Here is a 14529-nt window from a genome sequence, read left to right as displayed (position 1 = left end):
CGTGGGCTGGAACAATCCCGGCATCCCGTGGTCGGAGCTCGAACGCAAGCTCTCCGACCGGCAGCGGCCGGGCGGGCCACCCGTCATCGCCGACGGCGGCGACAGTCCCGCGTGGAGCCGGAAACGGCATCCGTACCGCCCGTCCGACGGCCTCGAGGCGCCGGCCGGGCCCATCGTGCCGTATGCCGAGCTGCACGCGCACTCGACGTTCAGCTTCCTCGACGGCGCCTCGACGCCCGAGCAGCTCGTCGAGGAGGCGCACCGCCTCGGGCTCTCGGGACTCGCCGTCACCGACCACGACGGCTTCTACGGCATCGTGCGCTTCGCCGAGGCCGCCGAGAGCTTCCCCGAGCTCCAGACGGTGTTCGGCGCCGAGCTCTCGCTCGGGCTCACCGAGCCGCAGATGGGCGTCGCCGACCCCGAGGGCGAGCACCTGCTCGTGCTCGCGCACGGCGAGGAGGGCTACCACCGGCTCGCGAGCGCCATCACCGCGGGACAGCTCGCGGGCGGCGAGAAGGGGCGGCCGGTGTACTCGCTCGAGGAGCTCGCCGAACGGGCGGCCGGCGAGTGGATCGTGCCCACCGGATGCCGCAAGGGCGCGGTGCGGCGGGCGCTCGCGCAGGGCGGGCCGGATGCCGCGTGGCGCGAGCTCGACCGCGTCGTCGCGCTCTTCGGCCGCGACCACGTCGTCGTGGAGCTCTTCGACCACGGGCACCCGCTCGACCAGGACGCGAACGACGCGCTCGCGGAGCTCGCCGCGCGCGCCCGCCTGCCGCTCCTCGCGACGAACGCCGTGCACTACGCGACCCCCGGCGAGCACCGGCTCGCGTCGGCGCTCGCGGCGGTGCGGGCCCGGCGCTCGCTCGACGAGCTCGACGGCTGGCTCCCCGCCTCCGACGGCCTGCACCTGCGCAGCGGTGCCGAGATGATGCGGCGCTTCGAGCGGTACCCGGGCGCCGTCGCACGATCGGTGACGCTCGCGGAAGAGCTCGGCTTCCGGCTGCGCAGCGCCCGTCCGCGCCTGCCCCGCCAGGAGGTGCCCGACGGCCACACGCCCATGAGCTGGCTGCGCGAGCTCGTGTGGGCGGGTGCCGAGAAGCGCTACCCGGGCCTGCCCGAGCACGTGCGCGAACGCCTCGCACGCGAGCTCGACGTCATCGAGCAGAAGGACTTCCCCGGGTACTTCCTCATCGTCTACGACCTCGTGCGCGAGGCACGCAGCCGCGGCATCCTCTGCCAGGGCCGGGGGTCGGCCGCGAACTCGGCGGTCTGCTACGTGCTCGACATCACGGCGGTCGACTCGATCTTCTTCGACCTGCCGTTCGAGCGGTTCCTGTCGGCGCTGCGCGACGAGGAGCCCGACATCGACGTGGACTTCGACTCCGACCGTCGCGAGGAGATCATCCAGTACGTCTACGGCAAGTACGGCCGCATGAACGCCGCGCAGGTCGCGAACGTCATCAGCTACCGCCCGAAGGCGGCGGTGCGCGACATGGCGAAGGCGCTCGGGTACTCCACCGGCCAGCAGGACGCCTGGTCGCGCCAGGTCGAGCGCTGGGGCGCCGTGGTGTCGACCGACGACCACGACATCCCCGAGCCGGTCGTCGAGCTCGCCGAACAGCTGCTCACCTTCCCGCGCCACCTCGGCATCCACTCGGGCGGCATGGTGCTCACCGACCGCCCCGTCGGCGAGGTGTGCCCCATCGAGCACGCCCGCAAGGAGAACCGCACGGTGCTGCAGTGGGACAAGGACGACTGCGCGTGGATGGGCCTCGTGAAGTTCGACCTGCTCGGCCTCGGCATGCTCGCCGCGCTGCAGTACACGTTCGATCTCGTGCGCGAGCACACCGGCGAGGAGTGGGAGCTCGCGACGATCCCGAAGGAGGAGGCGGCGGTCTACGACATGCTCTGCCGCGCCGACTCGATCGGGGTGTTCCAGGTCGAGAGCCGCGCGCAGATGGGCACGCTCCCCCGCCTGAAGCCGCGCTGCTTCTACGACCTCGTCGTCGAGATCGCCCTCATCCGCCCCGGTCCCGTGCAGGGCGGCGCGGTGCATCCGTACATCCGGCGACGCACGGGCGAGGAGCCCGTCAGCTACCTGCATCCGAAGCTCGAACCCGTGCTCGCACGCACGCTCGGCGTGCCGCTCTTCCAGGAGCAGCTCATGCAGATGGCGGTCGCCGTGGGCGACTGCGACGCGGCCGACGCCGACCTGCTGCGCCGGGCGATGGGCTCCAAGCGCGGCGTCGAGAAGATCGAGCGGCTGCGCGCGAAGCTCTACGACGGCATGGCCCGCAACGGCATCGAGCCCGACGTGGCCGACTCCATCTACGAGAAGATCGAGGCGTTCGCGAACTTCGGCTTCGCCGAGAGCCACGCCCTGAGCTTCGGGCTCCTCGTCTACGCCAGCTCGTGGCTGAAGCTGCACTATCCCGCCGCGTTCCTCGCCGCCCTGCTGCGCGCTCAACCCATGGGCTTCTACTCGCCGCAGACGCTCACGGCCGACGCGCGCCGGCACGGCGTCGAGGTGCTGCGGCCCGACATCCTGCGGTCGGGCGTGAGCGCGGGCCTCGAGGCCCTGGTCGCTGAGCCTGCCGAAGCGACGACGGTCGCCGAGCCCGTCGAAGTGAAAGATTCCCTTCGGCAGGCTCAGGGAGCGAAGGCGGAGCCGACCGGCATGCCCGCGTGCACCGATCCCGTGCAGCCGCCCGTCGGCGCCTTCCATCGCGACGACCCCGACCGGTCGGCCGAGCACCGGCGCGACGGCGCGTTCGCGGTGCGGCTCGGACTCGCCGACGTCTCCTCCATCGGCACGACCGTGGCCGAGCGCATCGTCGCCGAGCGCGACGCCCGAGGGCCGTACCGCGACATGGCCGACGTCGCCCGCCGGGCCGCGCTGAGCGCCGAGCAACTCGAGGCGCTCGCCGCGGCCGGCGCATTCGAGGGGTTCGGCCTGCAACGGCGCGAGGCGCTCTGGCTCGCCGGCGAGGCCGCGCAGGATCGCGAGGAGTACCTCGCCGGGTCGGTCGTCGTCGTGCAACCGCCGCTCCTGCCGATGCTCACCGACGCGGAGCAGGTGGTCTACGACCTGTGGGCCACTGGCATCTCTCCCGACGACCACCCCATCCGGCACATCCGGGATCGGCTCGACGAGCGGGGCGCCGTTCGCATCGACCTGCTGCGCCACGCGGAGAGCGGCCGACGCGTCGAGGTCGGCGGCGTGGTCACGCACCGGCAGCGTCCGGCCACGGCGAGCGGCATCACCTTCATGAACCTCGAAGACGAGTCCGGCACCCTCAACGTCATCGCCGGGGTCGGCGTGTGGACCCGGTACCGCCGGGTGGCGCGCGAGGCGCCCGCGATGATCGTGCGCGGCATCCTGGAGCGTTCGCCCGAGGGCGTCACGAACCTCGTCGCCGACCGGTTCGAGCCGCTCGTCATGTCGGCACCCTCCCGGTCGCGCGACTTCCGGTGACCCGACGGCGCCGATGCGGCGACCGAGGCCGAGCAGCAGTGGATCCGCGATGAGCAGGCACGCCTCCAGGAGCAGCTCGGCCGACCGCAGAACCAGGCGACGGCGGGAACGAAGGCGAAGGCTGAAGAACGACGAGGGCGCGGGCATAGCATGAGCGCATGGATCGGGCTCGTTCAACCGGGCATGACGATTCGACGCCGCCTTCCGCCGAGCGCCTGTTCACGCGCGCGTTCATTTCGCTCTCCGTCGCGGAACTCGCGTACTTCACCGCCGTCGGCACGGCGATCTTCGCCCTGCCGCTCTTCGTGACCGGACCGCTGGGCCTTGACGAGGCCGCGGCGGGCATCGCGTTCGGCGCGTTCGCGGTATCCGCGCTCGTGCTGCGGCCGTTCGCCGGCAGATTGTCGGATCGGATCGGTCGGCGCCCGCTGCTCGTGGGCGGCGCCCTGCTCGCCGCGTCGTGCCTGGCGCTCACCGCGGCGGCGAGCGATCTCGTCGTGGTCATCGCACTGCGCCTCGTCGCCGGTGTCGCAGAGGCGGCGTTCTTCGTGGCGGGCTTCGCCGCGCTCGCGGACATCGCCCCGGCGCAGCGCATGGGCGAGGCGCTGTCGTACAACTCCCTCGGCCTCTATCTCGGCATCGCACTCGGTCCGCCGCTGGGCGAGTTCCTGCTCGCGAACGGCGGACACGTCGCGACCTGGCTCGGTGCGGCAGCCCTCGCGCTGTTCGCGGCCGGCCTGGCGACCGTCGTCGGCGAGACCCGCAGCACCGGGCCCCGACCCGACGGTCCCCGGCGGCTCATCCACCGGCCGGCGATCCCCATCTCGATCGGCTTCCTCGCCTCACTCGCCGCGGTCGGCGGATTCATGGCGTTCGCCTCGCTCCACGCCACCCGGGTCGGGATCCCGAACCCGAGCCTCGCCCTCTTCGCCTACGGCGCGATCGTCGTGTTCTGCCGGATCGCGTTCGCCCGGGTGCCCGATCGCCTTCCGTCGCTCCCGCTCGCCGCGGCGTCGCTCGTCGCGATCGGACTGGGACTCCTCGTGGCAGCGGGGTGGGCCTCGCCGTGGGGCTTCTTCACCGGGATCGCCCTCATGGCGGTCGGCATCACATTCAGTACGCCGGCCTTCTTCTCCGCGGTCTTCGCCACCGCCTCGCCCTCCGAACGCGGGATCGCGTCGGGAACCGCGAGCGCCGCGCTCGACCTCGGGCTGGGAGTCGGTCCCATCCTCCTCGGGTTCGTGGCCGCGCCGTACGGCATCCCGTGGGCGTTCGCCCTGGCCGCAGCGATCGCCCTCGTCGGGGCGCTCTGGACGGTCGGTCTCATGCGACGCGCGCCGGCGCCGGCATGAACGGCCGTGTCGCACCGTCCGCGGGACTGGCATCCGATACCCTCGTCCGGTGCCGATCACGACTCACGACTCCAACGGGCCCGATCGCTACGGCGGCGACGTGCTCGCCGGCGACTGGCGGGCACGCGGACGACGCACGATTCCGAAGGTCGAGGCCGCACGCGACCTCGTCGTCGAGCTCGCCGGCGACGGGTACGTCGGCGCCGTCGTCGGCCTCGACAAGCAGCACGTGGTGCTCGAGGACCGGTTCGGACGAACGCGGCTCTTCCCCCTCGGACACGGCTTTCTCGTCGACGGCGAGGCCGTCGAGCTCGTGCGTCCCGCTCCCAAGGCGCCCGCGGGCCGGACCCGCACGGCGTCGGGGTCCTTCGCCGTCGACGCCGCGCCGGCCCGTGTGGCACTGCCGAGCCGCATCTTCGTCGAGGGCCGGCACGACGCCGAGCTCGTCGAGAAGGTCTGGGGCACCGACCTTCGGATCGAGGGCGTGGTCGTCGAATACCTCGAAGGCGTCGACGTGCTCGAGGCGCAGCTCGACGAGTTCCGCCCGGGCCCCGGCCGGCGCGCGGGCATCCTCGTCGATCACCTCGTGCCGGGCTCGAAGGAGCAGCGCATCGCCGACGCGGTCGCCAGTGGGCCGCACGGCGCGCACGTGCTCGTGGTGGGACATCCGTTCGTCGACATCTGGCAGGCGGTGAAGCCCGCCCGCCTCGGTCGCGACTCCTGGCCCGTGATCCCGCGCGGCACCGAGTGGAAGCACGGCGTGTGCGAGGCGTTCGGCTGGCCGCACGCCGAGCAGGCCGACATCGCGCGGGCGTGGCAGCACATCCTCGGCCGGGTCCGGGGCTACGGCGACCTCGAGCCCGCCCTGCTGGGCCGCGTCGAGGAGCTCATCGACTTCGTCACCGCCCAGTAGGGCGCTGAGTCGCGGGCGCTTCGGCGCTCCGAAATGCTGCCAATCCCGATGCACCGGCCGGATGTCGCGTGGGGCGCCGATATGGTTGCTGTCGGCCGCCGCGGCGGCCACGACGTGACGGAGCGGGAGCGAACATGCGGGCGTCCGGCTCCCGTCGAGATGTGGGGCGAGATGAACGACGAACAGCGGCCGGGAACCGCGGCCGACCGGGCCAAATGGCGCCGATACCTCGCCGACGAGCGGGCCGAGGCCGCGGTCTATCGCGAGCTCGCCGCCAGCCGAGAGGGCGAGGAGCGGGAGATCCTCCTCGCGCTGGCCGCCGCCGAGGGCCGGCACGAGGCGCACTGGCTCGCACTCCTCGGCGGCGATGAGGTGGGAGTGCGCCGCGCCGACCTGCGCACGCGCCTGCTGGGTGCGCTCGCGCGCCGCTTCGGCTCGATCTTCGTGCTCGCCCTCGCACAGCGTGCCGAGGCTCGCTCGCCGTATGCCGGCGACCCCGATGCGACCGCGGCGATGGCCGCCGACGAGCGCATCCACGGCGAGGTGGTGCGTGGACTCGCGGCTCGCGGGAGGCGACGACTCGCCGGCACCTTCCGCGCGGCGGTCTTCGGCGCGAACGACGGCCTCGTCTCGAACCTCGCCCTCGTGCTCGGCATCGGGGCGACCGGGGTTCCGGCGCCCGTCGTGCTCTTCACCGGCATCGCCGGCCTCCTCGCGGGGGCGCTGTCGATGGGCGCCGGCGAGTACGTGTCGGTGCGCTCGCAACGCGAGCTGCTCGAGGCATCCGCTCCCGACCCGACCGCGAAGGAGGCGCTCGTCGACCTCGACATCGACGCCAACGAGCTCGCACTCGTCTACCGTGCGCGTGGCATGGGGGTGGACGAGGCGCGCGAGCATGCCGCCCTCGTCGTGGCGCGGGTGCAGGCCGCCGGTCGGCACGCGCCGGCCGATGCGCTCGCCCTGACGCCGCAGGACGACGATGCGGTCGGCACGGGCCTGTCGGCGGCCGTGTCGAGCTTCGCCTTCTTCGCGTCGGGGGCGCTGATCCCGGTGCTGCCGTGGCTCGTCGGCCTGAGCGGCACGGCGGCCGTCGTCACCGCCACCGTGCTGGTGGGGATCGCCCTGCTCGCGACGGGCGCGATCGTCGGGCTGCTGTCGGGGGCCTCGCCGCTGAAGCGGGCGCTGCGGCAGCTCGGCATCGGACTCGGCGCGGCTGCCGTCACGTACCTGCTCGGCCTGGCGTTCGGCACGACGCTGGCGTGAGCGGCGCTCGCCGCCGTGCGGGCGCCCGCGCCGAGCGGGCGCTCAGCCGACGAGCTTGTTCCAGCCGTCGCCGTCGACGTGCTCGAAGATGAGGTTGGTCTCGGTGTGCGCGACCGCCGGATGCCCCGTGAGGTACGCGACCACGAACTCGCGGAGCTCTTCGGCATCGCGCGCGGCGACGTGGATGAGGTAGTCATCGGCGCCGGCCATGTGGAAGACGCCGAGCACGCCGGGCAGGTGCGGCACCTGGGCGCGGAACGCGTCGATCTCGGCGCGATCGTGCTTCACGAGTCGCACCGCGATCAGCGCCTGCAACGACACCCCCAGCGCGGCGAGGTCGACGTCGACGCGGTAGCCGCGGATGGTGCCGAGGCTCTGCAACCGCCGGAGCCGGAGGGATACGGTGGACTCGGCGACGCCGACCTCGGCGGCGAGGGCGGCGCCCGACGCGCGGGCGTTCGTCGAGAGGGCCTGCAGGAGGGCTCGGTCGACGCGGTCGAGTTCGGGTCGTTGCGCCATCAGCAGGCCTCCAGCATCCGCGTTTGATTTGCAGAACCTTCGAGATTCTACCTCGATTATACTGATTCTTCGATCAGTTTGCGATTCTCTGCGCATTCTGCTTCATTCGAGGCATGCAGACATCGTCGTCGCAGTTCGAGACCCGCGCCGTCCACGGCGGCATGAGCGGGGTCCGAGCGAGCGGATCCCATGTGCCCGCCATCGACCTCTCGACCACCAACCCGCTGGAGTCGGTCGAGACCGGGGGCCTCTCCTACGAGGAGCTCGCCGCGGGTCACGACCTGGGCGAGGGGCGCTCCGCCGTCTACCAGCGGCTGTGGCAACCCGGTGTCGCACGGTTCGAGGAGTCGCTCGCGGGCCTGGAGGGCACCGAGGGGGCCGTCGCGTTCGCCAGCGGCATGGCGGCGCTGACGGCCACGCTCATCGCGACGGTCACGGCAGGACGGCCTCATGTCGTCGCCGTGCGTCCGCTCTACGGCGGCAGCGACCACGTGCTCGAGTCGGGCCTGCTCGGCACGCGGGTGACCTGGACCGACGCCGACGGCATCGCCGGCGCCATCGAGGCCGACACCGGACTCGTCATCGTCGAGACGCCGGCCAACCCGACGCTGGAGCTCGTCGACCTTCGTCGCGTCGCCGTCGCCGCGGGCGATGTGCCGCTGCTCGTCGACAACACCTTCGCGACCCCGGTGCTGCAACGTCCGGTGCAGCACGGCGCCACCCTCGTGCTGCACAGCGCGACGAAGTACCTCGGCGGTCACGGCGACGTGATGGGCGGCATCGTGGCGGGCGACCGCGAATGGGTGGAGCGGCTCCGGCGCGTGCGCGCCCTCACCGGTGGCCTGCTGCATCCGATGGCCGCGTACCTGCTGCACCGGGGACTCCGTACGCTACCGGTGCGCGTTCGCGCCCAGCAGCAGACCGCGCGCGTGCTCGCCGAACGGCTGGCCGGCCACCCCGCCGTCGCACGTGTGCACTACCCCGGCCTCCCCGGCCAGGACCCGGCGGGGCTCCTCGGCACCCAACTCGACGGGCCGGGCTCGATCATCGCGCTCGAAATCGTCGGCGGATTCGCCGCCGCCGCCCGCTTCACCGAATCGTGCGAACTCGTGACGCACGCCGTCTCCCTCGGCGGCGTCGACTCCCTGGTGCAGCATCCGGCTTCGCTCACCCATCGCCCGGTCGCCGGCGATGCGAAGCCGGGAGCGGGCGTGGTGCGCATCTCGATCGGCCTCGAGCATGTGGATGACCTCGCGGCCGACCTCGTTGCGGCCCTCGATGCTGCCGCACAGGTCGGCGGCGTCGACCGCGAACGCGGGGCCGACGCCGCCTGAGGCGGCCGCTCAGCGACTGCCGAGCCGCCTGCGCAGGAGTTCGATGCGCGACTGCAGCTGGGTGACCGTCGCCTGGGCGACCGCAGGCCCCCCGCAGACCCGGCGCAGCTCGGCGTGCACCTGCGAGTGCGGCTCGCCCGTGTGCCGGGCCCACAGCCCCACGAGGCTGTTGAGCAGCGAGCGTTGCTCCTTCAACGTGCGGTAGAGGGCGACGGGCTCGGGTCGTTCCTCCTCGAGGGCCTGCTTCCGCCGGTCCCCCGCGCGGCGAGCCTGCCGGGCCTGGCGATGGCGAAGCAGTTCGGAGACCTGCTCGGGCTCGAGGATGCCCGGGATGCCGATGAAGTCGTACTCCTCGTCGCTGCCGGGTTCGGCGAGCGTGCCGAACTCGGTGCCGTCGTACAGCACGCGATCGAACGAGGCATCCGACCCGATGGCCTCCCAGGTGCCGAGGCCCGCCTCCTCGCTGGCCCGCTCCTCACGGTTCGCGGACTCGAGGAGGCTGTCGTCGAGCCCGTCGTCGTCGGCGTCGCCGCTGCGCCGATCGAGCGCGTGGTCGCGCTCGAGTTCGAGCTGTGCCGCGAGATTCATGAGGGTCGGCACGTTGGGGAGGAACACCGACGCGGTCTCGCCACGCCGACGCGCCCGCACGAACCGGCCGATCGCCTGCGCGAAGAACAGCGGCGTGGACGCGCTCGTGGCGTACACGCCGACGGCGAGCCTCGGCACGTCCACGCCCTCGGACACCATGCGAACGGCGACCATCCACCGCCGGGAGTTCTTCGAGAACTCCTCGATGCGCGCGCTCGCCTCCTTCTCGTCGGAGAGCACGACCGTCACGGGTTCGCGGCAGATGCCCTCGAGGATCTGCGCGTACGCGCGCGCCATCGACTGGTCGGTCGCGATGACGAGGCCGCCCGCGTCGGGGATGCCGTGCCGCACCTCGGTGAGGCGGCGGTCGGCGGAGGCCAGCACGGCGGGGATCCACTCGCCGGTGGGCTCGAGCGCGGTGCGCCACGCCGACGACGTGATGTCCTTCGTGTTGTCCTCGCCGAGCTTCGCCTCCATCTCGTCGCCGGCCTTCGTGCGCCAGCGCATGTGGCCGGCGTAGACCATGAACAGGACGGGACGCACGACGCCGTCGGCCAGTGCACGACCGTAGCCGTAGTCGTAGTCGGTCTTCGAGAGCCGGACGCCCTGCGCGTCGGGCTCGTAGCGCACGAACGGGATGGGCGCGGTGTCGGAACGGAAGGGCGTGCCCGTGAGCGAGAGCCGCTTGGCCGCCGGGTCGAACGCCTCGCGGATCGCATCGCCCCACGACAGCGTGTCGCCGCCGTGGTGCACCTCGTCGAGGATGACGAGCGTGCGTCCTGAGAGCGTGAGCTCCCGGTGCAGCGCCGGGCGCATGGCGACCTGGGCGTAGGTGACCGCGACGCCGTGGAAGTGCCGTGCCGTCTGCCCGTGCGCGTTGCGGAACCCGGGGTCGAGCCGGATGCCGGCCCGCGCCGCGGCATCCGCCCACTGCCGTTTCAGGTGATCGGTGGGGGCGACCACCGTGATGCGGTCGATGACGTGCCGCGCCCGGAGCTCGGCGGCCAGTCGCAGCGCGAAGGTCGTCTTGCCGGCGCCGGGCGTGGCCGCCGCGAGGAAGTCGCGGGGCATCTCGGCGAGATACTGTTCGAGGGCTTCGGCCTGCCACGCACGGAGCTTGTTCGCCGTTCCCCACGGGGCGCGCGCGGGGAACGAGGGCGGGAGGTGCTCGGCGGCCGACGTGCCCGGCAGATGGCCGGAGGGGGTCGCTGTGCTCACTGGATCCGAGCGTAGCGGAGGCGCCCGACATCCCCGAACCGGCGGACCCGGCACAATGGAACCCATGGTCTTACAGCACCCATGGTCGCGCTATGTCGCCATCGGCGACTCGTTCACCGAAGGCATCGGCGACCCCGAGCCCGGCGTTCCCGGCGGCCACCGCGGCTGGGCCGACCGCGTCGCCGAGGTGCTCTCGCAGAGCGCCGAGGATTTCGCGTACGCGAACCTCGCCATCCGCGGCCGCCTGATCCAGCAGATCATCGACGAGCAGATCGAACCGGCCCTCGAGCTGCACCCCGACCTCATCACGATCTCCGCGGGCGGCAACGACGTCATCCGTCCCCGCACGGACCCCGACGAGATCGCGGCGCGCTTCGAATACGCCATCGAGCGACTCTCCCGCGATCATGCGACGATCGTGCTGTTCACGGGCGTCGACGTGGGCTTCTCCCCCGTGTTCCGCGGCATCCGTGGCAAGGTCGCGATCTACAACGAGAACCTGCGCCGGGTCGCGGCGAAGTACGACTGCATCGTGGCCGACCAATGGGCGCTCACCGAGGTCCAGGACCGGCGCATGTGGGCGCCCGACCGGCTGCACCTGAACGCGCTCGGCCACCACACGGTCGCCCGCATGGTGCTCGCAGCCCTCAACGTCGAGAACGACCTCGAACCCATGAAGCCCGAGCCGCTGCCCACGGGCACCTGGCGCCAGGCCCGCGTCGAAGACCTCTCGTGGGCGCGCGAACACCTCGTGCCGTGGGTGCTGCGACGCATCCGCCACCAGTCGTCGGGCGACTTCGTCTCGGCGAAACGACCCGAGGCCGGCCCCTACTCGTTGCCCGACTGAGCGCCTCGGGCCGCGTCGAGCGCGCCCGGGTTGGCGAGCCGCCACCAGGTGCCGGGATCGTCGAGAGTCGCGTCGAGCACCAGCGGCACGGTGATCTCCTGGGCGCCGGCGCGCACCACGGCGGCGCCCACCTCGGTGCCGCGCGACGCCAACGTCACCGGTTCGGCGCGCACCTCCACGTCGACCGGGGTGTCGCTCCAGACGACGACGGATGCCCCGGACGTCGTGCGCGCGCGGGCGGTGTCGCCCCACGGCGTGGCGTATTCGGCGAGGGACTGGTTGGCCTCGAGCGGCGCGACCTCGTGGAACCCCGGAGCGATCGAGTCGAGAAGGGCCGCGATGGCCTCGTTCAGCACGGCGTGCGTCTCGCCGCCGAGGAGCACGCCCACGATCGTCACCGACGTGGAGCCGACGGGCACGTCGGCCGAGAAGAGCAGGTTCGCCGCGTCATCCGTCGTTCCCGTCTTGATCCCGTCGACGCCGCGCGTGCCGAGGAGCTTGTTCGAGTTCTTCAGCGCGCCGAGCTCGGGGATGTCGACCGCGGGCGTCGCCACGATCTCGGCGAGCACCGGGTCCGTGAGGGCGATCTCGCCGAGCCGCACGAGGTCGGCCGCGGTCGACACGTTGTCGAGCGACAGGCCGCTCGTGTCGGCCAAGTGCGTATTCACGAGGCCGTGCTCGGCGAGCCAGGCGTTCGCACGCTCGACGAGTGCATCGACCGAACCGAAGCCCCAGTTCGCGAGCGAGATGGCGTAGTTGTTGCCCGAGGGCAGCAGCATCGCCTCGAGGCTCTCGCGGAGGGTCAGCGTCGCGCCGGGCACGACGGGGGCGACAGAGCCGTTCTGGGCGACCATGTCCCAGTAGATGTCCACGTCCTCGTCGGTGTAGGTGATCTCGGGTCCGCCCTCGCCGGGCGCGATCGGGTGCGCCTCGAGGAGCACGAGCGTCGTGACGATCTTCGCGATGCTCGCCATCGGCACGGGTGCCGTCTCGTCGCCCGCGACGAGGAGCCCGTCGAACCCGACGGCACCGACCGCGTAGCTGCCGAAGCCCGGCAGGCTCAGCTGCTGCGGCGCCGCCGCGACCGGCTCGGGATCGGTCACGACGGGAGTCGCCGCCGGCACGGGTGCGCCGAGCGCGTTGGCCGTGTAGACGACCCCGCTCGTGGTGAGCGCGAGCACGAGTGCGAGCGCGCCGAACACGACGATCCGACGACGTCGGTACACCCTGGCGCGATCGGCGCGCGGATCGCGGTCAGGCATGCGCGGCCTCCTCGTCGACGGCGAGGGCGTAGAGCACCACCGCGGCGGCCGCCGCGACGTTCAGCGAGTCGACGCCGTGCGACATGGGGATGGTGACGACCCGATCGGCGGCGGCGAGCGCCATGCGGCTGAGCCCGTCGCCCTCGGCCCCGAACACGAGGGCGAGCCGCTCGGGCGGGTCGGCGGCGAGGTCGCGCAGCGACACGGCGTCATCGGCGAGGGCGAGGGCTGCGACGGAGAAATCGTGGGCGTGCAGCATCCGCGCCGCCTCCGGCCACTCGGGCAGGCGGGTCCACGGGACCTGGAACACGGTGCCCATGCTGACCCGTACGCTGCGCCGGTAGAGCGGGTCCGCGCACCGCGGGCTGACGAGCACGGCGTCGGCGCCGAGCGCGGCGACGCTGCGGAAGATCGCACCCACGTTCGTGTGGTCGACGATGTCCTCGAGTACCACGACCCGCCGGGCGCCCGCGAGGAGCGCGGCCGGGTCGGGCAGCACGGGCCGTTCGAAGGCCGCGAGGGCGCCCCGGTGCACGCGGTAGCCGGTGATCGCCTCGAGCTGGTCGGGGTCGGCGAGGTGCACAGGGACGTCGAACGGCGCGAGGTCGGGCTCGAGCGGCTCGAGCCACTTCTCCTCCATGAGCACCGAGCGCGGGCGGTGACCGGCGCGGATGGCCCGGCGGATGACCTTCGCGGATTCGGCGATGTACAGGCCTGCGGCCGGCTCGTGCGCGCTGCGAAGGGAGACGTCGGTGAGCCGGGCGTAATCGGCCACCTCGTCGGATGCCGCGTCGCGGACTCGTTCGATGTGCATGGGTCTCCTCCCCACCAGCCTGCCAGTCCCACGAAACAATCCGGTAAACCGACGCGTTTACACTGAGGGACACTGCCGAAGGGAATCCACGTGGCAACAGGCCTGGACGCTCCGCCGCTGACCGACGAACTGCTCGACGAGGCGGTCTCACTCATGCGCGGCGCGAACGTCGCCGTGCTCACCGGTGCCGGCGTCTCGACCGACTCCGGCATCCCCGATTACCGCGGCGAGGGTGCGCCCGTTCGCACGCCCATGACGTTCCAGACCTTCCTCGCCTCCGAGACGGCGCGCAAGCGGTACTGGGCGGGCAGCCACCTCGGCTGGCGCACGTTCGCGGCCGCCGCGCCCAACTCCGGACACCGGGCGCTCGCCGACCTCGAGGCGCACGGGGTGGTGCCCGGCATCGTCACGCAGAACGTCGACGGCCTGCACCGTCGCGCGGGCAGCAGCCACGTCGTCGAGCTGCACGGCGGCATGGACCGGGTGCGCTGCCTCACCTGCGGCCAGCACTACGCCCGTCAGGCCATCGCCGATCGACTCGCCGACCTGAATCCGCTCGTCGACCTGCACGCCGCGATCAGGCCGGCGCCCGACGGCGACGTCGAGGTCGACGACATCGAGTCGATGGCGATCCCCGCGTGCACGGTGTGCGGCGGCGTGCTGAAGCCCGACGTGGTGTTCTTCGGCGAGTTCGTGCCGACCGACACCTTCCACGCTGCCGCCTCCCTCGTGCGCGGTGCCGACACGCTGCTCGTGGCGGGCTCCTCGCTCGTCGTGAACTCGGGCATCCGGCTCATCGAGCTCGCCCGCCGACGCCGCATGCCGATCATCGTGGTCAATCGCGGCGTGACGAAGGGCGACGGCCGGGCGACCGTGAAGATCGACGGCGGCACGAGCGAGACGCTCACCGCCATGGCCGACGCGCTGCTGCGCTGAGCAGCCGC

Annotated in this window: 11 protein-coding genes; 7 read left to right on the top strand and 4 right to left on the bottom strand. The window is 72.4% G+C overall.

All coding sequences use genetic code 11. The features are described 5' to 3' along the window. Position 1 precedes the first annotated feature (1 nt). The 4 genes from EZM51_RS04195 (at position 2) to EZM51_RS04180 (ending at position 7003) form a co-directional block, all read left to right on the top strand. Entirely contained in the window at positions 2-3475 is a 3474-nt protein-coding gene (locus tag EZM51_RS04195; RefSeq protein WP_136706990.1) for an error-prone DNA polymerase, read from the top strand. A 158-nt stretch (positions 3476-3633) separates the two neighbouring features. Beyond that, a complete protein-coding gene (locus tag EZM51_RS04190; RefSeq protein WP_136706989.1) occupies positions 3634-4827 on the top strand; it encodes an MFS transporter in 1194 nt (397 codons plus the stop codon). Positions 4828-4876: 49 nt separating this feature from the next. Continuing rightward, positions 4877-5740, top strand: a complete 864-nt coding sequence (locus EZM51_RS04185; protein WP_248305457.1) for a DUF3097 domain-containing protein — start codon at positions 4877-4879, stop codon at positions 5738-5740. A 171-nt stretch (positions 5741-5911) separates the two neighbouring features. Next, the gene (locus EZM51_RS04180) at positions 5912-7003 is read left to right on the top strand and encodes a VIT1/CCC1 family protein (protein ID WP_136706988.1); all 1092 of its coding nucleotides are present in this window, start codon (positions 5912-5914) and stop codon (positions 7001-7003) included. 42 nt (positions 7004-7045) lie between these two features. On the opposite strand, the gene EZM51_RS04175 is transcribed toward EZM51_RS04180, so the two are convergent. Then, positions 7046-7522 carry an Lrp/AsnC family transcriptional regulator gene (locus EZM51_RS04175; protein ID WP_136706987.1) on the bottom strand — a complete coding sequence of 159 codons (477 nt, stop codon included), beginning with the start codon at positions 7520-7522 and terminating at the stop codon, positions 7046-7048. Between the two features lie 113 nt (positions 7523-7635). On the opposite strand from EZM51_RS04175, the gene EZM51_RS04170 reads away from it, so the two are divergent. Beyond that, positions 7636-8856: an aminotransferase class I/II-fold pyridoxal phosphate-dependent enzyme gene (locus EZM51_RS04170; protein ID WP_136706986.1), complete on the top strand. Its 1221-nt coding sequence runs from the start codon at positions 7636-7638 to the stop codon at positions 8854-8856. A gap of 9 nt (positions 8857-8865) precedes the next feature. Here EZM51_RS04170 and EZM51_RS04165 read toward each other — a convergent pair whose 3' ends face one another. Next, positions 8866-10662, bottom strand: coding sequence for a DEAD/DEAH box helicase (locus EZM51_RS04165; RefSeq protein ID WP_248305456.1), 1797 nt, complete (start codon positions 10660-10662; stop codon positions 8866-8868). A 64-nt stretch (positions 10663-10726) separates the two neighbouring features. Here EZM51_RS04165 and EZM51_RS04160 point away from each other — a divergent pair, with 64 nt between their 5' ends. Then, entirely contained in the window at positions 10727-11509 is a 783-nt protein-coding gene (locus EZM51_RS04160) for an SGNH/GDSL hydrolase family protein (RefSeq protein WP_136706984.1), read from the top strand. On the opposite strand, the gene EZM51_RS04155 is transcribed toward EZM51_RS04160, so the two are convergent. Further along, positions 11491-12771, bottom strand: a complete 1281-nt coding sequence (locus EZM51_RS04155) for a serine hydrolase (RefSeq protein WP_136706983.1) — start codon at positions 12769-12771, stop codon at positions 11491-11493. The two genes, EZM51_RS04160 and EZM51_RS04155, sit on opposite strands and share 19 nt — an antisense overlap. Beyond that, positions 12764-13585 (bottom strand): RNA methyltransferase, encoded by an 822-nt coding sequence (locus tag EZM51_RS04150; protein ID WP_136706982.1) that lies wholly within the window; start codon positions 13583-13585, stop codon positions 12764-12766. Before EZM51_RS04150 ends, EZM51_RS04155 begins: the two co-directional genes overlap by 8 nt. 153 nt (positions 13586-13738) lie before the next feature. Here EZM51_RS04150 and EZM51_RS04145 point away from each other — a divergent pair, with 153 nt between their 5' ends. Next, entirely contained in the window at positions 13739-14521 is a 783-nt protein-coding gene (locus tag EZM51_RS04145; protein ID WP_136707293.1) for a Sir2 family NAD-dependent protein deacetylase, read from the top strand. Positions 14522-14529: the final 8 nt, after the last annotated feature.

This window comes from Agromyces sp. H66 (genome assembly GCF_004959775.1).
Lineage (GTDB): Bacteria > Actinomycetota > Actinomycetes > Actinomycetales > Microbacteriaceae > Agromyces.
The sequence above is the reverse complement of the archived record's forward strand: the minus strand, read 5'-3'. Positions and strand labels throughout refer to the sequence as shown.

Coding starts and splice junctions, on each gene's coding strand:
- EZM51_RS04175 (WP_136706987.1), bottom strand. CDS start 7,522: ATGGCGCAACGACCCGAACTCGACCGCGTCGACCGAGCCCTCCTGCAG.
- EZM51_RS04150 (WP_136706982.1), bottom strand. CDS start 13,585: ATGCACATCGAACGAGTCCGCGACGCGGCATCCGACGAGGTGGCCGAT.
- EZM51_RS04155 (WP_136706983.1), bottom strand. CDS start 12,771: ATGCCTGACCGCGATCCGCGCGCCGATCGCGCCAGGGTGTACCGACGT.
- EZM51_RS04145 (WP_136707293.1), top strand. CDS start 13,739: ATGCGCGGCGCGAACGTCGCCGTGCTCACCGGTGCCGGCGTCTCGACC.
- EZM51_RS04180 (WP_136706988.1), top strand. CDS start 5,912: ATGAACGACGAACAGCGGCCGGGAACCGCGGCCGACCGGGCCAAATGG.
- EZM51_RS04190 (WP_136706989.1), top strand. CDS start 3,634: ATGGATCGGGCTCGTTCAACCGGGCATGACGATTCGACGCCGCCTTCC.
- EZM51_RS04160 (WP_136706984.1), top strand. CDS start 10,727: ATGGTCTTACAGCACCCATGGTCGCGCTATGTCGCCATCGGCGACTCG.
- EZM51_RS04170 (WP_136706986.1), top strand. CDS start 7,636: ATGCAGACATCGTCGTCGCAGTTCGAGACCCGCGCCGTCCACGGCGGC.